At 59.7% G+C, this 19436-nt stretch carries 13 protein-coding genes and 1 pseudogene; 4 read left to right on the forward strand and 10 right to left on the reverse strand.

Annotated elements, in window-relative coordinates:
• The first annotated feature begins 2 nt into the window (after positions 1-2).
• Positions 3-836, forward strand: coding sequence for a hypothetical protein (locus tag C3F36_RS04085; RefSeq protein WP_104454538.1), 834 nt, complete (start codon positions 3-5; stop codon positions 834-836).
• Positions 837-1474: 638 nt separating this feature from the next.
• Here C3F36_RS04085 and C3F36_RS04100 read toward each other — a convergent pair.
• Together C3F36_RS04100 and C3F36_RS04105 are read right to left on the reverse strand one after the other, a co-directional pair.
• A complete protein-coding gene (locus C3F36_RS04100) occupies positions 1475-2425 on the reverse strand; it encodes a transposase (protein WP_104454541.1) in 951 nt (316 codons plus the stop codon).
• 70 nt (positions 2426-2495) lie between these two features.
• A pseudogene (locus C3F36_RS04105) lies at positions 2496-2753 on the reverse strand (alpha-amylase family glycosyl hydrolase); the annotation flags it as partial.
• Positions 2754-3459: 706 nt separating this feature from the next.
• Here C3F36_RS04105 and C3F36_RS04110 point away from each other — a divergent pair.
• Positions 3460-4491, forward strand: a complete 1032-nt coding sequence (locus C3F36_RS04110) for an SIR2 family NAD-dependent protein deacylase (RefSeq protein WP_199769663.1) — start codon at positions 3460-3462, stop codon at positions 4489-4491.
• Here C3F36_RS04110 and C3F36_RS04115 read toward each other — a convergent pair.
• The 5 genes from C3F36_RS04115 to C3F36_RS04135 all read right to left on the reverse strand — a co-directional run bounded on the left by C3F36_RS04115 (position 4457) and on the right by C3F36_RS04135 (position 13677).
• Positions 4457-5404: an IS30-like element ISAs2 family transposase gene (locus C3F36_RS04115; RefSeq protein WP_104454191.1), complete on the reverse strand. Its 948-nt coding sequence runs from the start codon at positions 5402-5404 to the stop codon at positions 4457-4459. The two genes, C3F36_RS04110 and C3F36_RS04115, sit on opposite strands and share 35 nt — an antisense overlap.
• Before the next feature lie 208 nt (positions 5405-5612).
• A complete protein-coding gene (locus tag C3F36_RS04120; RefSeq protein WP_104454542.1) occupies positions 5613-6677 on the reverse strand; it encodes an IS481 family transposase in 1065 nt (354 codons plus the stop codon).
• A 181-nt stretch (positions 6678-6858) separates the two neighbouring features.
• Positions 6859-9276 (reverse strand): YgiQ family radical SAM protein, encoded by a 2418-nt coding sequence (locus tag C3F36_RS04125; RefSeq protein WP_104454543.1) that lies wholly within the window; start codon positions 9274-9276, stop codon positions 6859-6861.
• 196 nt (positions 9277-9472) lie between these two features.
• On the reverse strand, positions 9473-12625 hold the full coding sequence (locus C3F36_RS04130) for an efflux RND transporter permease subunit (protein WP_104454544.1): 3153 nt from the start codon (positions 12623-12625) through the stop codon (positions 9473-9475).
• Positions 12625-13677, reverse strand: a complete 1053-nt coding sequence (locus C3F36_RS04135; RefSeq protein ID WP_039039307.1) for an efflux RND transporter periplasmic adaptor subunit — start codon at positions 13675-13677, stop codon at positions 12625-12627. Before C3F36_RS04135 ends, C3F36_RS04130 begins: the two co-directional genes overlap by 1 nt.
• Before the next feature lie 210 nt (positions 13678-13887).
• On the opposite strand from C3F36_RS04135, the gene C3F36_RS04140 reads away from it, so the two are divergent.
• Complete coding sequence (locus C3F36_RS04140; RefSeq protein ID WP_199769664.1) at positions 13888-15444, forward strand: sensor domain-containing diguanylate cyclase; 1557 nt, start codon at positions 13888-13890, stop codon at positions 15442-15444.
• A gap of 34 nt (positions 15445-15478) precedes the next feature.
• Positions 15479-16348 carry a patatin-like phospholipase RssA gene (gene rssA / locus C3F36_RS04145; protein ID WP_029313973.1) on the forward strand — a complete coding sequence of 290 codons (870 nt, stop codon included), beginning with the start codon at positions 15479-15481 and terminating at the stop codon, positions 16346-16348.
• A gap of 65 nt (positions 16349-16413) precedes the next feature.
• Here rssA and C3F36_RS04150 read toward each other — a convergent pair whose 3' ends face one another.
• The 3 genes from C3F36_RS04150 to C3F36_RS04160 all read right to left on the reverse strand — a co-directional run bounded on the left by C3F36_RS04150 (position 16414) and on the right by C3F36_RS04160 (position 19377).
• Positions 16414-17775 carry a sodium-dependent transporter gene (locus C3F36_RS04150; RefSeq protein WP_104454545.1) on the reverse strand — a complete coding sequence of 454 codons (1362 nt, stop codon included), beginning with the start codon at positions 17773-17775 and terminating at the stop codon, positions 16414-16416.
• Positions 17776-17970: 195 nt separating this feature from the next.
• Positions 17971-18237 (reverse strand): helix-turn-helix domain-containing protein, encoded by a 267-nt coding sequence (locus C3F36_RS04155; protein WP_010673503.1) that lies wholly within the window; start codon positions 18235-18237, stop codon positions 17971-17973.
• 222 nt (positions 18238-18459) lie between these two features.
• Positions 18460-19377 (reverse strand): IS5 family transposase, encoded by a 918-nt coding sequence (locus tag C3F36_RS04160; RefSeq protein WP_104454370.1) that lies wholly within the window; start codon positions 19375-19377, stop codon positions 18460-18462.
• Positions 19378-19436 lie beyond the last annotated feature (59 nt).

Here is a 19436-nt window from a genome sequence, read left to right on the forward strand (position 1 = left end):
TCGTGAAGATCACCCAGGTATTGCTACTGGCGTTGACGCTGCCTTGTGCAGCGTTGGCGGCCGAGCGTAACGACATACAGAGCTGCTATGAGCGCAATGGCCTGACCGACATCAAGCCTGCGGGCACCGGCCGCGAACTGGTGGTCATCATCGACCAGACCATTCCGATGCCTGACGATCTGCAACGCAGCAGTTGGGGGCAGATCGAGCGGTTCGTGCAGGCTGGTGATCGCGTCAAGCTCTATACCTTCTCCGCCTTCTTGCCTGGCGAATACCTTCGCCTGGCCTACGCGGGGCAACTGGATATGCCGCTGGAAGGGGAGATCCGGGACGATGTCAGCATGCGCAAATTGCGCGGCCTGGACACCTGCCTGACGACGCAGACCAAGGTCTTTCGTAACGGCTTTGGCAAACAGTTCGTGAAAGCACTGCGTGATGCCCGCCAGGACATCCCCAAGAGCGAGATCATGAACTCGCTGCGCAAGGTGGGTGAAGATATGAAGGCCGAGCAAGGCGTCAATGACCGCGTCGTGTTCCTCATTTCGGATATGCTGGAGCACTCCGATTACACCAGCTTCTATGCCACCAACAAGATCAAGCAGCTCAATGTCGGTGACGAGCTCAAGCAGGCCAAGAGCAAGGGGCTGTTTGCCGATCTGCAAGGCGCTCGCGTCTACGTCACGGGCGCCGGGCTGGTGACCGACGCGGTGAAACACGCCTATCGTTCCGGCAAGACCATGGATGCACTCGGTGACTTCTGGTCACAGTACTTCGAGCACTCCCATGCCACCCTGGTGAACTTCGGCGCCCCCAGCCTGAGCACGGATTTGCAATAACCGTCACGTCACAGGCAGAGCACGCGCTTCTGCCCATCACACAAGGGCGACCAACTGGTCGCCCTTGTTATTTTGCCAACGCTGCCCCCCTTCGAGATATCGGCCAACCCGCCCCTTGGCATCAGGTTTGGTCATGCGAGCCAAAGGTGGGTCCCCATATTTGCCGACTCTCGTAAAAGATCCCCAAGGGACGTCGTCATCCACCCCCTTCCCCATAGGCCGAGCACGACAAGCTCCGTCATTTGGACCGTCATTTGGGACAGCCATCTTTGTGTACGAATTGTTCCATTGGAGGAACCATATCACTCACTCTGTTTCACTGATGCAAAAATCACCTGCTCAAGCAACACCCACGGTGTCGCAGCGTTGTGAAAAAACGGCCTGATAACAAAGGGCCGATAGTACATCTTCCTTAACCCTTCTCTTCTTATCTGCAGCCTTATCAGGACAGCCATCTTTTGGAGAAAGCCCTCATCCAGCGCCCAGCACAACTTGTCATCCAGCATTTGCGATGGCATTTGTGAAACTCGGGGGATTAAAGAGAATGTCTTGGCATCGATGACGCCAATTCAGATGCGATCACACCGGCGGGGTGATGGCGCGATACCGGACGTTGTTATGATGCGAGCATTCATCACTCAAAGGGATGGTTGATGACACCGTCGCTGGCCACAGTGCCAAGCAAACTGCTGACAATGCTCTTTGTCACCCACCACTCTGATGCCCTGGCGCCGAAACAGCGTCACTTGCTTGAGCCAGCGCACCTCGTCCACCCCCAGCCGCGCCAGGATGGGGGCAAGAGAAGCCGGGATATGGCCCCGTTTGTCCACTCGGATGGCGCGACCTGTCCAGTCCACCAGCATCAGGTAATCCGCAAAGGCATATGGCAGGCTATCGGGTCGTGCTTCGTGCGCGAATGGCAACAACAACGGCGGCAATGGGGCGGCGGACTGCTCGCCATCGAGACGCTGCTTGAGGCTGGTGTAATCGCTCTGCTCGGGCCGATCGGACAATCCCGCTCGTATCGGATTGAGATCAACATAGGCCATGCAGGCCAGCAGGGCTGATTCGGTGAGCAGGGCCTGGCTCTTGAAGCGCCCTTCCCAAAAATGGCCCTTGCAACCATCTTCCCGATTGGCCTGCCGAGCCAGGTTTTCGTTGAGCAACCGCACAAACCAGCTGATGGAATGCAGGCGCTCCCGCCACTGTCCTATCAGTTGTTGCACCACAGCGAGTTCAGGCTCAATCAGGGATTCCCCCTGATACCAGCGTCGTACCAGCAGCGGCCACAGGAACAGCGCCGCCCAACGCTCGGCCACCTCTCGCTCGCTCCAATTGGCAGCGGTATCCGACTCGACCTTGAGCACCAGGTGATAGTGATTGCTCATCACCGCATAGGCACAAACACCGATGGCAAACAGTCGCGACAATTGGCCCAACTTGTCCACTACCCACTGGCGCCGATGCTCGTAACTCTGGCCGGAGTGGGCATCTTCCCCGCACAGAAACGCCCGCCGCACACAGCGACTGACCACGTGGTAGTAAGGCGTATCCTGCAAACTGATTTGACGTGAACGGGCAATGGTCATGGCTCACCCCCTGGGCAGTGACACCTCAAGCCAAGTACAGGGCTACGCCGCTGTCAAAGAGGTGGGTGTCCCAAATACCTGCGGTATCCGACTCGACCTTGAGCACCAGGTGATAGTGATTGCTCATCACCGCATAGGCACACACACCGATGGCAAACAGTCGCGACAATTGGCCCAACTTGTCCACTACCCACTGGCGCCGATGCTCGTAACTCTGGCCGGAGTGGGCATCTTCCCCGCACAGAAACGCCCGCCGCACACAGCGACTGACCACATGATAGTAAGGCGTATCCTGCAAACTGATTTGACGTGAACGGGCAATGGTCATGGCTCACCCCCTGGGCAGTAACACCTCAAGCCAAGTACAGGACTACGCCGCTGTCAAAAAGGTGGGTGTCCCAGATTTCTCCCTTTGTCTTACAGTGGCAATCTGGAACCTGTTGAACTGCGATGGGTCACTGCCCTCGCTGGTCAATGGAGCATATTGGAAGCTGTAATCCATGGGCAGTAGCGTGGGATTTGGTGGCGTTACGCCTTGCTCAGAAAGGTGGGTGTCCTAGATTTTTCCGTTGGAGTGAGATAAAGGGGCACGGATCGCTCCTGCCAAAACATCCCCGGCAAGATAACAAAGCCTCCCCCAATAGGGGCAGCCATCTTTTGAGCTTAGGCATCCAATTCTTATCGCTACAGCTTGATGGCCAACTGCTAGTGGCTGACCTCTGCTGGGTGATGTGAAGGATCCGGAGCCAGAGAGTTTGATGCCGGTCAAAAAATGAAACTTTTCTGATTGTTAAGTCAATTTGATACTCACATCCGCAGTTTCGTTTGGCTTACCATAGCCATCCAGAACCTGTTAAGCCTCGATGGGTTGTTGCCCTTGTGGGTCAATGAGCATATTGGAAGCTGTAATCCACGGGCGTTAGCGTAGGGATTTATGGAATTAACGCCTTGCACAGAAAGGTGGGTGTCCCAGATTTCACGGTTTACATTGTGTAGTAGATAAAAATCACGACAGAGCAATTGTAAATGATGGAGTGGAAAGATTGAAAGCGACTACGGAGCCACAAAGGAAACGATTAATTTCTACACTGTTAAATGATTTAGCAGAAGATAATTTAGCTATTTTTGCAGGTGCGGGGCTTTCTGCCCCCGCTGGTTTTGTAAGTTGGACTGAATTGCTCCGTCCCATAGCTGAAGACCTAGAACTCGAAATTGAAAAAGAAACCGATTTAGTTGCTTTAGCTCAATATCACTGCAATTCAAACTTAGCAAACCGAGGTAAACTTAATCAGCTCTTAATAAATAAGCTATCCGATGATGTCGAAATAACCGAAAACCATAAGATTCTTGCAAGACTTCCAATATCTACATACTGGACTACTAACTACGATAAACTTATCGAAAAATCTTTAACTGAAGCAGGAAAAATATCCGATACAAAATATCGTGTTAAACAACTGAGTTTTACAAAGCGGGGCCGAGATGCTGTTGTTTACAAAATGCATGGAGACATAGATAATCCTGATGAAGCTGTAATCACGAAAGATGATTACGAGAATTATCATGTCAAGATGCAGCCCTTTATTAATGCTTTAAGCGGTGATCTAGTATCTAAGACTTTTTTATTTTTAGGTTTTAGTTTTACGGACCCGAACCTTGATTACATCCTGAGCAGAGTCCGAATTTCTTACTCGAATGATCAAAGGCAGCATTATTGCATTCAGAAACTTGTGGCTCCAACCACGGATGCATCTCAGGCAGACACAGAATATAAAATACGAAAACAAGAGCTTTTTATTCAAGATCTACTTCGGTTTGGTATCAAAACAATTCTTGTATCTGACTATTCAGAAATAACAGATATCCTTCATCAGTTGGAATGGGCATATAGAAGAAAAACTATCTTTTTATCTGGATCGGCACATGAGTATGGCGCGAATTCAACTTCGAAGTGCGACACTCGCCTATGCCGCCTGACAGTACTCTTCGAATACCTTGACCGCGAATTCAACTTCGAAGTGCGACACTCGCCTATGCCGCCTGACAGTACTCTTCGAATACCTTGACAGGCTGCCTGAATCCGAGACATTTCCGAGGTCGTAGGTTGAGCCACTGCTCCGCTCTCCTGACATCCTCGTCCGTGACCTCTCTCAGGTCTGTTCCCTTTGGGATAAACTGCCTCAACAGCCCATTGCTGTTCTCGTTCAGACCGCGCTCCCACGAAGAGTAAGGGTGCGCAAAGTAAGTCTCGGCACCCAGCGCTTCCTCTATCGCCTTGTGTTCGGCAAACTCGCCGCCGTTGTCAAAGGTGATGGTATGCACCTGCTCGATGTAGGGCGTTAACATCTCGATTATCGCATCCCGCACCACCCCAGCCTGTTTGCTCGCGACCCGCTTGACCAGATAGAGCCGGCTCTTGCGCTCCACCAGGGTGACCAGTGCACCTGTGCCTTGCTTGCCCAGCACCGTGTCCGCCTCCCAATCACCGAGCCGCTCCCGGCTATCGACGATAGCCGGCCGTTCATCAATAGAGCGGGCTTCCTTGATGGGAGAACGCAGGCTGCTCGCCCCCTTGCGGTAGCGCTTGTGGCCCTGGCGCAGATGGCGGTACAACTGGCCACCCCGGGCTTTGTCGGCGGCCACATGGCGGTATATCCACTCGTGACTCACCATGAGGCCTATCTGCTTGCCCACCGCGCTTATCTGCTCCGGGCTCCACCACCAGGCGAGTGTCAGCTCGACAAACTGGATGACATCGGCAGATAGCCGAGATTTGGCCGCACTGGCCCGTCGGTGGGTGGCGTGCTGATGCGCATTGTCTGGCTGGTAGCCCTGCGGCCCGGCGTTACGACGCAGCTCCCGGTAGAGGGTGGAGCGATGAACGCCAATGGCGCGTGCGGTGGCAAGGATGGACATCCCCTGTGCGCGAAGCACCGATAACTGGTATCGTTGCCCCTCGGTCAACTGCTGATAGCTCATGGTGATACTGCTTTTACTTTGGCGAGCATAAGGGTACCACCAATCAGCAGTTGGCCACCTCTCGCCATTCATCCATGAGTGTCGCACTTATTATCTGAATTCCCGAAGAACACTTAGCAAATGCTGTTGAAGAAGCAATTACTATTAGAAAAAACAATTTGTACAGATCTAGTTATCACCTGACACCGGCCTCAAACCGGTGTCTTGTTTACGCTACTTTACTGCGCACTTCCTTCGGTATCAATTTCAGACCCTTCTTGAACATGCTGTAAGGCGTCTGTCCCTCCATCATCCTGCCTTGATGTGGCCGCTGGGTGTTGTAGTGTTCCAGGTAGCTATCCAGGTCTGTCTGCATCTGTTCTACCGACTCATACCAGGTCGTCCTCCCCTTGATACGGAAGTGTTCATCCAGCAGTGTGCGATGCAGCCGTTCGATAAAGCCGTTGCTCTGCGGCCTGCGTACCTTGGTTGTCCGGTGCTCAATCCCCTCCAGTTGCAGGAACAGCTCGTAGGGATGGTGGTCAGGACGTCCACAGAACTCGCGCCCGTTATCCGACAGGATGGTATAGACCCGTGCCTCGTGGGCCTCGAAAAACGGCAGTACCGTTTCATTGAGCACATGAACCGAGGTCACCGGCAGCTTGCTGGTGTAGAGCCGTCCCCAGGCGTGGCGGCTATAGCAGTCCAGCACGGTTTGCAGATACACCTTGCCAACCCCCTTGAGCGCGCCGACGAAGAAGGTGTCGACCGCCACCAGTTCTCCGGTGTAGTGAACCTCAATCTGGCGTTCGCGAAACTCGGGGCTGAAGCGTTCGAGCAGGCGAATCTGCTCGTCATTGAGCTCAATGGTCTGCTCCCGGTGAGTTTTCTCAAGGCGCAGCAAGCGGTCGTGTTTGGAGAGCAAGTCGTGCCGTTGCCACACGCCACGCACACCGCCCGCACTGACATTGATGCCTTGCAGAGCCAGTTCTTGCGCGACCCGCAGCGGGCCATGAGTTGGTCTGGTGAGGGAGTAATCGAGGATGGCCTGTTCAATCTCGGGAGCGACCCGATTGGGATGAGCCCCTTTACAGCCGGGCAATTTGTCGAGCAATCCCTCGGCGCCATAGGTCTGGTAATTACGGCGAATTTCGTAGAACTGCTGACGGCTGTAGCCGATGAGCTTGCAGGCTTTGCTGACATTATTGAGCTCTTTGGCGAGCTCTTTGGCGAGCTCTTTGGCGAGCTCTAGCAGGCTGAGTTTGCGACGTGCTACTTTCTCGTTGGTGGTCATACGGTGACTCCAGATAACACGGTAGGGGTACCGTTTTGTTATCCGGTTTGAAGCCGTATGACCACTCCCTTTTGTGGTCAACTGTCAGGTGAATACCATCTCCATACAAACAATTAATTTATTATAAAAAGGCGACCATCTGGTCGCCTTTTTATTTATATCGTTTTCCCAATCAGCAAACTCACCGAGCCGGTCGCTTGGCACCATTCCCTTTGGCCGCAGGCTTGCCGCCCTGAGTAGCGGGTTTGGCACCCGGCTTGGCGGAGCCGGCGCGGGTCGGCGCCCTGCCTTTGTGAGCCGGTTTGCTCTTACCAGCACTCTGACCTGCACCCTGACCTGTACCTTGCGAACTGGGCTTGCCGTTGCCCGAGCCTTTCTGGAGCTGAGACCCCACCGGCTTGCCATTGCCCGCCTTGCCGCCGTTTCGGCTGGCTGCCGGGGCATTCCCTGCACCAGCCTCGCTGCGAGCAGCCTTGTTGCCCGCCCCATTACTGCGCTGATGGGTGATGGCGCTATGGCGGGTCAACGCGGGCTTGAGGCCCTTGTTGCGGCTGCGCTCGGCCTTGGCTTCGCCACGGCCTTCCGGCGGCACCAGGCAGTCGGGGCCGTTACCGATCAGGTGGCCCTTGCCCATCTCCAGCAGGGCTTCGCGGATCATCGGCCAGCCGGCCGGATCGTGGTAGCGCAGCAGCGCCTTGTGCAGGCGACGGCGACGCTCCCCTTTCACCACGAACACATCCCCGCCCTGGCGGCTCACCTTGTTGAGGGGGTTTTTCTCGGTGTAATACATGGTGGTGGCGTTGGCGAGCGGCGACGGGTAGAAGTTCTGCACCTGATCGAGCTTGAAGCGGTTTGCTTTAATCCAGAGCGCCATGTTCACCATGTCTTCATCCGTGGTGCCCGGGTGGGCGGAGATGAAGTAGGGGATCAGGTACTGCTGCTTGCCCGCCTCTTTGGAATACTTGTCGAACAGCTCCTTGAAGCTGTAGTAGCTGCCCATGCCCGGCTTCATCATCTTGGAGAGCGGGCCCTCCTCGGTGTGTTCCGGCGCTATCTTGAGGTAGCCGCCGACGTGGTACTTGGCCAGCTCCTTGATATAGCGCGGATCTTCCACCGCGATGTCGTAACGCACGCCGGAGGCGATCAGGATCTTCTTGATGCCCTTGAGGTCACGCGCCTTGCGATAGAGGTTGATGGTCGGGCTGTGGTCGGTATCCATGTGCGGGCAGATGGTCGGCCACACGCAGGAGGCGCGCCGACAGGTCTGCTCGGCCTTGGGGCTCTTGCAGCGGAGCTTATACATGTTGGCGGTAGGGCCGCCCAGATCCGAGATGACACCGGTAAAGCCCGGCACCTTGTCGCGGATCTCTTCGATTTCTTTGAGAATCGACTCTTCCGAGCGGCTCTGGATGATGCGCCCCTCGTGCTCGGTGATGGAGCAGAAGGAGCAGCCGCCAAAGCAGCCGCGCATGATGTTGACCGAGGTCTTGATCATGTCGTAGGCCGGGATCTTCTCGTTGCCATAGGCCGGGTGCGGCACCCGCTGGTACGGCAGGCCGAACACCCCGTCCATCTCGTCGGTCTCGAGCGGGAAGGCAGGCGGGTTGACCCAGATGATGCGATCGCCGTGGGCCTGGGAGAGGGCGCGGGCGCAGCCGGGGTTGGTCTCGTGGTGCAGGATGCGCGACGCATGGGCGTAGAGCACCTTGTCTTCCTTCACCCGCTCGAACGCCGGCAGCTTGACGTAGGTCAGCTCCCACGGCTTTTGCTTGGGCGGTTGCACCAGGATGGGCTTGGCTTCCTGCTCCATCGGCGCGGTACCATCGTCATCAGAGCAAGGCGCCCCTTCCATATAGGGGTTGGGGATGGGATCGATGCGGCCAATCTGGTCGAGCTTGCTCGAATCCACCCCGCGCCAGCCCGGCAGCGGCTCCTTGCGGATGACGGCGGTGCCGCGAATGTCCTGCATGGTGTCGATGGTCTCGCCGCCTGCGATGCGGTGAGCCACCTCCACCAGGGGGCGCTCGGCGTTGCCGTAGATGAGGATGTCGGCCTTGGCATCGATGAGGATGGAGCGACGGATGGTCTCGGACCAGTAGTCGTAGTGGGCGATGCGGCGCAGGGATGCCTCGATGCCGCCGATGACCACCGGCACCTCTTTATAGGCCTCTTTGCAGCGCTGGGTATAGACCAGGGTGGCGCGGTCCGGCCGCTTGCCGCCCACATCCCCCGGGGTGTAGGCGTCGTCGTGACGCAGCTTCTTGTCGGCGGTGTAGCGGTTGATCATGGAGTCCATGTTGCCCGCGGTCACCCCGTAGAAGAGGTTCGGCTTGCCCAGGCGCATAAAGTCATCCTTCGATGACCAGTCCGGCTGGGCGATGATGCCGACCCGAAAACCCTGGGATTCGAGCATGCGGCCGATCACCGCCATGCCGAAGCTCGGGTGATCCACGTAAGCGTCGCCTGTCACCAGCACGATGTCGCAGCTGTCCCAGCCGAGCTTGTCCATCTCCGCGCGGGACATGGGCAGGAAGGGCGCCGTGCCGTAGCACTCGGCCCAGTAACGGGGATAGGAGAAGAGGTTGGTAACCGGCTGCATTTTGACCACCTGGAACAATTCGGGTCGCGCATTATACCGGCAGAGCAAGGCGGGGGCGACGGCTTTTTGCCCCTACAGAACGCGAGGGGAAGGGGCGCCTTCGAGCGGGCGCGACAGGTCGGCGTGACAGACTCAGATCTCATCAACAAGCAGGGCGCCCATTGGCGCCCTGCTTGCTGTCATCCGGGTAGGCACGCTAGGCCGCCGGTTTGTCCCGCCCCTCGGGGGCCACCGCCCCCGGCACCGGGGAGGGACTGGCCGGGGTTGCCGTGGCCAGTACCTCGTCCACCAGTCGGTCCCGCGCCCCCGTCATCCCCGCGCGTCTGGCGATCAGGTGATAGATGGCGGGCACCACCAGCAGGGTCACCAGGGTCGCGAGCGACAACCCGAAGAAGACCACGGTCCCCACGGCCATCCGGCTCTCGTACCCCGCCCCCATGGAGAGCATCAGGGGCACGGCGCCGATGATGGCGGTGAGCGAGGTCATCAAGATGGGGCGCAGGCGGCGCACCGACCCCTTGATGATCGCCTCCTCGAACCCTTCACCCCGCTGGCGCAGCTGGTTGATGAACTCCACGATGAGGATGCCGTTCTTGGTCACCATGCCGATGAGCATGATCATGCCTATCTGGCTGTAGATGCTGAGCTCCTGCCCCGTGAGCCAGAGGCCAAGCAGGCCGCCGAAGATACCGAGCGGCACCGTCATCATCACCACCGCCGGGGTCAGCAGGCTCTCGAACTGGGCCACCAGCACCAGATAGACCACCAGCAGGGCCAGGCCGAACACCAGCGCCATCTCCCCCTGGTTGTCGCGATAGTCCTTAGACTCGCCGGCGTAATCTACCGACATGCCGGTGGGCAGGTGATCCGCGGCCCAGCCATCCAGGAAGTCAAGCGCTTCCCCCAGGGTGTGGCCGGGGGCCAGGTCTGCGGTGAGGGTGACCGCCTTCTGGCGCTGGTAGTGGTTGAGGCGCTGGGGACTCGCCACCTGGGTGACGGTCGCCAGGGTGGAGAGGCTCACCATCTCGCCGCTCGCGGCCTTCAAATAAATGCGGCTGATATCGGAGATGCCGTTGAACTGGGTCTGGTTGGCGCGCAGGTAGACATCATACTCTTCGCCCCTGTCCACATAGGTGGTCTGGCTGACGCCGCCGAGCAGGGCCTGCAGGGAGCTTGCGATGGTGGAGACCGGAATGCCGAGCTGGGTGGCTCGCTCCCGCTCTATGGTCACCTGCAGCTCCGGGGTCTTCTCGGCATAGTCGAGATCCGGGCTCTGCATCAGCCCGCTTTGGGCCGCCGCCTCCTTGAGCGCCAGCCCCTGCTGGTTGAGCTCGCCGTAATCGGAGCCTTGCAGCACGAACTGCACCGCCGCGGTGGATCCGCCTCTGAACCCCGGCTGGAAGGTGCGGATCATCACGTCGGGGATGCCGGCGAGGCGGCCGCTCAGGGAGCGGCCAAACTCGGTGGCCGTTTCGTCCCGCACCGCCCAGTCGCTGAGCTGGATGATGGCCATGCCGGTCTGATCGCCGCCGCGCCCGAAGGCCGGGGTGCTGAAGCTCATGGCCTGCACCACCCCCTTGCCGAGCAGCGGCAGGATGGCGGCCTCCACCTGCTGCATGTTGCGCTTCATCCGCTCGATGCTGGTGCCCTCCGCCCCTTTCACGAACACATAGAGCACGCCCCTGTCCTCGGTCGGGGTGAGGCTCGCGGGCAGCTTGCCAAAGAGGGCGCCAATGCCGCCGAGGCAGAGCAGCAACATCAGGGGCATCCAGACGGCACGGCGCAGCACGGCCTCCAGCACGCGGCGATAACGCTCCTCCACCCAGCTAAGTCCCTTGTCCAGGGTGGCGGTCAGGGCGTTGGGCTTGTCCACGGCACGCATCAGCCAGGAGCCCATGGCCGGGGTCAGGGTGAGCGCCACCAGGGAGGAGAAGAGCACGGCCAGGGAGAGCAGGATGGCGAACTCGGTGAAGAGGCGCCCCACCATGCCATCCATGAAGGCGATGGGCACGAACACCATCACCAGCACGGCGGTGGTGGCGATGACGGCAAAGCCCACCTCCCGGGTGCCGTGCCAGGCCGCCATCAAGGGGGACTCGCCCCGTTGCAGGTGGTGGTGGATGTTCTCTACCACCACGATGGCGTCATCCACCACCAGGCCGATGGCGAGGATGAGGGCCAGCAAGGTGATGAGGTTGATGGAAAAGCCCAGATACCAGGCACCGATGAAGGCCGAGATGAGGGAGACGGGCACCGTGATGGCGGGGATGAGGGTGGTGCGCCCCTGCCCGAGGAAGAGATAGAGCACGGCCACCACCAGCAGGGCGCAGATGGCGAGTGTCTCGTATACCTCGTCGATGGCTTGCTTGATGAAGATGGTGGAGTCGTAGTCGACCTCAAGGGTGGCCCCCTCCGGCAGGAAGCGCTGCATCTCCACGAGCTTCTTCTCGATGCCCTGGGCCACCGCCAGGGGGTTGGCGGTGGACTGGGCGACGATGCCAATCCCTAGGCTCTCGCGGCCGTTGCGCTGATAGGCGCTGTCTTCGTTCTTGGCCCCCACCTCCACATCCGCAATGTCCGCCAGATAGATGCTCTGACCATTGGTGGCGGTTTTCACCGGCAGGGTGCGAAAATCTTCCGCACTGTGATAGAGCCGTGCGATCTGCACCGCCATGGTCATGGTGTTGTTGCGGATCTCGCCGCCCGGCAGCTCGATGTTCTCCCGCTTGAGGGCATCCTGCACGTCGGCCACCGTGATGCCGCGGGCCGCCATGTCGGCGGGGCGCAGCCGCACGTACATCACCTGGGTCAGGTCCCCGGAGAGAGACACCTCGCTTACCCCGTCCACCAGGCTCAAGGGGTCCACCAGCATGCGATTGGCGTAATCCGTCATGGCGGTACGGTCCATCTGGGTGCTGCTGAAGTTGAGCCAGATGGCCACATCCCCGTTGCCGTTGTCCTTGGTCACCATGGGCTCGTCCGCCCCGTCTGGCAGCTTGGGTCTGGCCCGGGAGATGGCGTCACGCACGTCGGAGGTGCCCTCCAGCATGTTCCAGCCGAGCTTGAACTCCACCGTGATGGAGGAGCGCCCCTTGCGGGTCACCGAGTTGATGTTCTTGATGCCGCTGATGCCGGAGAGCTGATCCTCGATGGGCTTGGTGACCTGGCTCTCCATCACCTCGGGGGCCGCCCCCTCATAGGTGGTGGTGATGGAGACGGACGGGGTCTGCACATCCGGCATCTCCCGCACGGTGAGTTTGCTGAAGGCCACCAGGCCGAACACGGTGAGCAGGGCGCTGATGACCACCGCCACCAGGGGACGGCGTACTGAGATATCGGAGAGCCACATCAGCCTTTCACCTCGCCCAGATCACGTACCTGGGCGCCGTCGCGCAGATTGACCAGCCCCTCCACCGCGATGCGATCGCCGACGTTCAACCCCTTGAGCACCCAGACGGCCTCGCCATGGGTGTCGCCAAGCTCCACCGGCACCCGCTTCACCCGTCCGTCCGCCTCCAGGCGATAGACGAAGCGCTGCTCGCCGGCATACTCCACCGACTGGGCGGGGATCAGGGTCATCTTCTGGGGTGGCAGAGAGAGATCCACGTTCATCAGCATGCCGGGACGCAGCTGGCCACCGGTGTTGGGCAGGATGACGCGGGCCTTGATGTTCTGGGTGTCGCTGGAGATCCGGCTGTCGAGGGTCTCCAGCACGCCGGAAAAGGATTGATCCGGCCAGGCCGAGCTGGTTGCCGTCACCGCCATGCCGGGGCGCAGCAGGGAGAGGTAGCGCTCGGGCACCGCCAGATCGAGCCGCAGTTTTGCCAGCTCGTCCAGATGCAAGAGCACGTCGCCGCTGTTGACCAGGGCTCCTTCGCTGAGATCGATGAGGCTGACGGTGCCGTCGAAGGGGGCCGCCAGGGTGCGCAGGGAGAGCTCGTAACGGGCCGCATCGACCCGGGCCTGGGCCTGGGCAACAGTCGCCTCTTGCCCCTCCAGCTCCGAGGTGGTGACGGCGCCTCGCGCCACCAGCTTGCGCATGTCCCGCAGCTTGCGAGCCTCGTCGCGCACGCTGGCGCTCTGCTCGGCCAGCTCCGCCTGCTGCTTGCCCGCATCTAGGGCGATCAGGGTCTGCCCCTGTTTGACCTGCTGGCCGGAACTCACCGCGATGGTGGCAATGCGGCCGGTCACCTCGGGACTGATGGCCACGGAGCGATTGGCCGCAAGCTTGCTCACCAGCTTGATGGAGGGCTCGGCCAGACTCTGCCTGACGGTTTCGGCCCTGATGTTGATCTCTCTTGGTGCAGGCTTGCTGGCGGGTTCAGCCTGCCGCAGATGCCAGGCGCCCGCCGCCAGCAATAGTAGAAGAGGGAAAAGCCACAGCCACACGCGCGTTTTCATCACAAGATCCATGCAGTCAAAGAGAGAGGAAGAAGAGATAGCTTCATCAAGGATGGCACCATGTTACCCCCTGACTATGCCGTGACTATGTATAAATGTGACAAAACGTAACAGTCCGGTGAGAAGATCATCAAAAACGCATCTTGTCGGCACGCGCGTCAGGGTTCTGCCTTACACTGATGCCGACTCTCGCCATCTTCCGGTACGCCCATGTCCATTCCCTCCCCCGCCTTTGCCAGATACCGATTGCAGTGGCTGCTGCTGGGCCTCGGCCTGCTGCTGTTGCTGCTCGCCCTGCAACATGCGTTTCGCCAGGTTACCGAGATCAACAAGCGTGACACCATCAACGCCGCGACCCAGCTCAGCAGCCAGCACCAGCGGATGGAGACCTTCCTTGAGGCCATGCGCGGCCAGGCGGAGGAGCGCCTGCGCAGCAATCCCCAGTCCGTGCTCTCTCGCCAGCTCTATCAGGCGCTGCAATCCGACGGGGAGCACGGCATCAACCTGGATCGCATCCCCGTCGATCTGCCCCCCGCCCTCATCGGCAACCTGACCGGGCAGGGCCCGCTGCCCCACGACGGCAGCGAGCGGCAAGCCAGAATACATCTCGCCCTCAGCCTCTCCCCCTTGCTCGCCACCGCCAGCAAGCTGCTGGACAGGGACGTGGCCTGGATCTACTTCACCGGTACGGACAATTTCATCTACCTCTATCCCTGGGTGCCATCCAGCCAGTTTCGCTTCGATCCCGTGATTTACAGCAAGGCCTACTGGCAGGAGGCGATGGCCGGGCATCCCCACCCGGAGCACGCCATGCTCTCGCGCCCCTACCAGGATTTTGCCGGACGGGGGCAGATGATCACCCTCTCCCAGCCCATTACCCAGGGCGGCCAGATCATTGGCCTGCTCAGCATCGACATCCAGACCGTCACGCTGGCGCAGACCCTGCACCGCCTCGCCCCCCGGATTGGCACCCTGTTCCTGCTCAACGCCCATCAGCAGATCCTCGCCAGCAGCCAGTCCGGAACCGCGCCGCCCCCGGTCAGGACGGCGCAGTCAGCGGAATATGAGTGGCAACAGGGCGCCTTGCAGCTCGTCTATCCCATCCCGGAGACACCGCTCTCCCTCATCCATCGCATCCCGCTGCTGCCTCTGCTGCAGACGCTGTTGTGGCAATCGGCAACGGCGCTCATCACCATTCTCTGTCTGGTGGTGGCGACCGTCTCCAGCCTGCGTGCCCAGCGCCTCAACCGGCGTCTCAACTACCTGTCGCGCCACGATGCCCTGACCGGCGCCTTCAACCGCCACTACTTCGATGCCTTCGAACACCGCCAGGCCCTGGCAGGCCGCCAACGCATCGGCGCCATCATGTTTGACTGCGATCACTTCAAACAGGTCAACGACCGTTTCGGCCACGGGGTGGGCGATCAGGTCCTCATCCGTCTGGTGCAGCTCTGCCAGTCCCTGCTGACACGGGAGTGCCACCTGATCCGCTGGGGCGGCGAGGAGTTCCTGCTGCTCGTCACCGATGAAGCGATCCCTCTGGCCCCTTTGGCCGAGCGGCTTCGCCTGTGCATAGCAGAGCATCCCTGGAGCGCCATCGCGGCCGAGCTGAAGGTGACCGTCAGCCTGGGCCACTGTCGTCAATCACCAGCCATCTCCTTGCAGGAGGTGATCCGCCGCGCCGATATCGCCCTCTATCAGGCCAAGGCCGACGGCCGCAATCGCAGCGAAGCGTGGCGGGATGACGGACAGGAGAAGCCGGAGTAAGCTGGACTCCCACTTCATGTCAGGAGACGCAACTGTGTCACGAAAACCCCGTCTGGGATTGGCCCTGGGCAGCGGTGCGGCCCGAGGATGGGCCCACATCGGCATCATCCGTGCCCTGGAGCGACTGGGCGTCAAGCCGGATCTGGTGGCTGGCTGCTCCATCGGCAGCTTTGTCGGCGCCGCCTATGCCGCTGGTGAACTGGACAAGCTGGAGAGCTGGGTGCGCGGCTTCAGCCGCCTGCAGGTCATGGGGCTGCTCGATCCTGCCCTCTCAGGCGGCCTGTTTCGCGGTGACAAGGTGTTTGGCATCGCCGCCGGCCATCTGGGGGATCCCGCCATCGAAAGCCTGCCGCTGCCCTTTGCCTGCGTCGCCACCGAACTCGATACCGGTCGCGAGATCTGGTTGCAGGAAGGGCCGCTTCGCCAGTGTGTGCGCGCCTCCTGCGGCATGCCCGGCCTGCTCACCCCGACCCGGGTGGAGGATCGCTGGCTGGTGGACGGGGCCGTGGTCAACCCGGTCCCCATCTCCCTGGCCCGCGCCATGGGAGCCGAGGTGGTGATCGCCGTCAACCTCAACACCGACATGCACCAGCCCTGGACCGACGAACCGGACGAGCCCGTGCAGGGGGGGCTGCTCAGCCAGTGGTTGAACCGGGGCGAGCGCGAACCCAGTACCCCCGGCATGTGGGGGGTGATGACGGGCTCCATCAACATCATGCAGGAGCGCATCACCCGTGCCCGGATGGCCGGGGATCCCCCCGAGATCCAGCTCTGCCCGCGCCTTGGCAACCTCTCCATCATGGATTTCCACCGCGCGAGCGACGCCATCAACGAGGGGGAAGCCTGTGTCGAGCGCAACCTGGAGCAGCTCAAGGAGGAGCTGTCACGACTCTGCCTGATATGAAGACATATCGGGGTAAAAGACAAAAAGAGCGCCAATAGGCGCTTTTTTGTTTCTGGCGACGCGGCTCAGAACAGCCCCAGCCCCTTGAGCATCACTACCAGGATCAGCAGCGGCGACACATAGCGGATGATGAAAAACAGGGGACTGAGGATGGGCAGCGATAGCTTGCCTCCATTGGTCAGCGCCGTCGTCATCCGCTCGAATCCCCATACCCAGCCCACAAAGAGGCAGAGGAAGATGCCGCCAAGGGGCATCAGCACGTTGGAAGAGACGAAGTCGAACAGATCGAAGAAGGTTTTCCCGCCAACCTGCACATCCGCCAGCGTGCTGCTCGAGAGCGCACAGGTCGAGCCGACCGCCCCCAGTACCAGCAGGTTGATCAAGGTTGCCCTTATGCGGCTCATGTGAAAGCGCTCGGAGAGCACCGAGACCGGCACCTCCAGGATGGAGAGCATGGCCCCGGTGGCTGCGATGGCGGAGAGCACGAAGAAGAGCACCATGAAGAGGTGTCCAAACGGGATGCTGGCAAAGACCGCGGGTATGGTGATGAACAGCAGGGAGGGGCCTGCGCTCGGCTCGAAGCCAAAGGCAAACACCGCCGGGAAGATGGCGATCCCCGCCAGCATGGAGACGAAGAGATCCGCGCACATCACCCGTACCGTGGTGAGAGGGATGTGCTGATCGTCCCGAAAGTAGCTGCCATAGGTCATCATGCAGCCCATCCCGATGGAGAGCTTGAAGAACGCCAGCCCCATGGCCGTCAGCACGACGCCTGCGGTCACCTTGGAGAAATCCAGCGAGAACAGGAAATGCAGTCCTTCGCTCGCTCCGGGCAGAGTCAGGCTGCGCACGCCTATCACCAGCAGCAGGATGAAGAGCAGTGGCATCAACCGCTTGGTGACCGCTTCGATCCCCCTGGAGACCCCCATTAGCAAGATCCCCCCCATCAGGGCCAGCACCAGCCACTGCCAGAGCAGACTCTGCAAGGGATCCGTGATGAGCGAATTGAAGGCAGCCCCCGTGACGGCGGGATCGGTGGAGAGGATCTCGCCGCTGGCCGCCTTGAAGATGTAGGCAAACACCCAGGCCGCCACCTCGGAGTAGAACGACATGATGAGGAAGGCCGCGCTCACCCCCATGGCGGCGATCAGCCACCAGGGTTGCCCCTTCGGAGCCAGCTTGATGAGCCCGCTGACCGCATCCGTCCTGGCCTCGCGCCCCAGCATGATCTCGGAGATCATCACCGGCAATCCCACCAGTAGGGTGGCGATGACATAGACCAGCAGAAAACCGGCGCCACCGTTCTCACCGGTCAGATAGGGAAACTTCCAGATATTCCCGAGCCCGACGGCAGACCCCAGGGTCGCGGCCAGCACGCCAAAGGTGCTGGTAAACCCATCTCTGGCTTTGGTAATGGATTGGCTCATCGTTGTCTCGCTGTGTGGATCACCGCCTGAATTAAAAGGGTCGGAGTGTTCCGTGGATTAATCCAGCCCGACAAGATGATTTAGTGAAAATCGCCGTTGACCGCACACAACCCATTATTTAATTGAATAATCATCCATTTTGATAAATAAAAAATGCCGCCTCGAGGGCGGCATTTTTATCAAGGTTGAACCGAATCAAGCCTTGGCAATATCGTCCGGACCGATCTGGCCGATTTCGGCGACTTTCTTGTCAGCCAGCAGCCAGAGGGTGAACTTGTGCAGATCGGGGTGGTGGGCCAGGGCAACCAGGAAGGCGCCTCCAACTTCACGGTAACCCAGTTCATAGTTCTTCAGGGTGGTTGGGGGGACGCCCAGCAGATCGGCAAACTTGGGACGGCTCAGGCCTACCGCTTCGCGGATCTGACGGATCTTCTTGCCAACAGTTACGATATTTGAATTCATGTGTTCCATACTCCGTTCGGCGGATTGACTCCACCTTTATTTTTCGCGACGACTCGTAGTCAAGTGTATCAGTTTCCTGATTACCCATGACCCTCAGCCAGCTTCAAGAGTCGATATGGCATCGGAGGGCTTGCCACGACTGCATGCCCCAATTCTACCAACATGCGGCGTTGTTGATCAAATCCGTCGCTGGATGGCCGTTCCCCAACCCGTTGATACCACTCAATTCACTGGCTGGCGAACAGGCATACCAAGCCCTATCAGCTTGTTCATCACCTTCACGCCAGCCAGGATTTCGCCCACCTGGGCGTTGTAGTTCCGCAGGCTCAGCGTTGGCCCGATGAGTTGCTTGAACCGGTACATGGCGGTCTCGGCTATCGAGCGCTGGTGATAGCCGGAGTCTTTCTTCCATTGCTTCAGTTCACCGGCCTTGAGCGCCGTCACCGCCTCGTTGCGGGGATGGCCTTCCTCCCACGGTGCCGCATTTTTTCTCGGCGGTATGGTGGCTTTCGCCCCCTTCTTCTTCAGTAGCGCATGACAGGCCTTGGTGTCATACGCACCATCGGCGCTGACCTGTTTTATCTTGCGTCGTAAGGGGTTGAGCAACGTCGGTAACACCTCGTTATCCGCCACCGTCTCCAGGCTGACTTCGGCAGCGATGACCGCATGGGTTGTGGCATCCACCGCCAAGTGGAGCTTGCGCCACACTCGTCGCTTCTCCTTGCCGTGTTTGCGAATTTTCCATTCGCCTTCGCCATAGACCTTGAGGCCGGTGGCATCAATGACCAAGTGAGCCACCGGGCCTTGGCTGGGGACGCGGTACTTGATGTCGACGGTCTTGGCGCGCTTGCTGATACAGCTATAGTCCGGCGACTGCAAAGGCACCGCCATCAGTTGGAACAACGAGTTAATGAAGCCTTCTAGCGCCCGCAGCGGCAACTTGAACAAGCCTTTTAGCATCAGGGCCGTCTCAATGGCGGTGTCACTGTAGTGGAAACCTCTCCCTCGGCGGCCATGGTGGACCAGGCAATGCCACTGCTTAATGGCTTGTTCGTCCATCCAGATGGTCAACGAACCGCGTTGCACCAAGGCTTGGTTGTACTGCTGCCAGTTGCTGATCTTGTGCTTGGACTTGCCCATCTGATGCTCTCGGAGACTGCGCTACAGGATCAGATCACCGAGATGACAGATAGTTCCCC

The sequence above is a fragment of the Aeromonas sp. ASNIH2 genome (assembly GCF_002934795.1).
Lineage (GTDB): Bacteria > Pseudomonadota > Gammaproteobacteria > Enterobacterales > Aeromonadaceae > Aeromonas > Aeromonas caviae.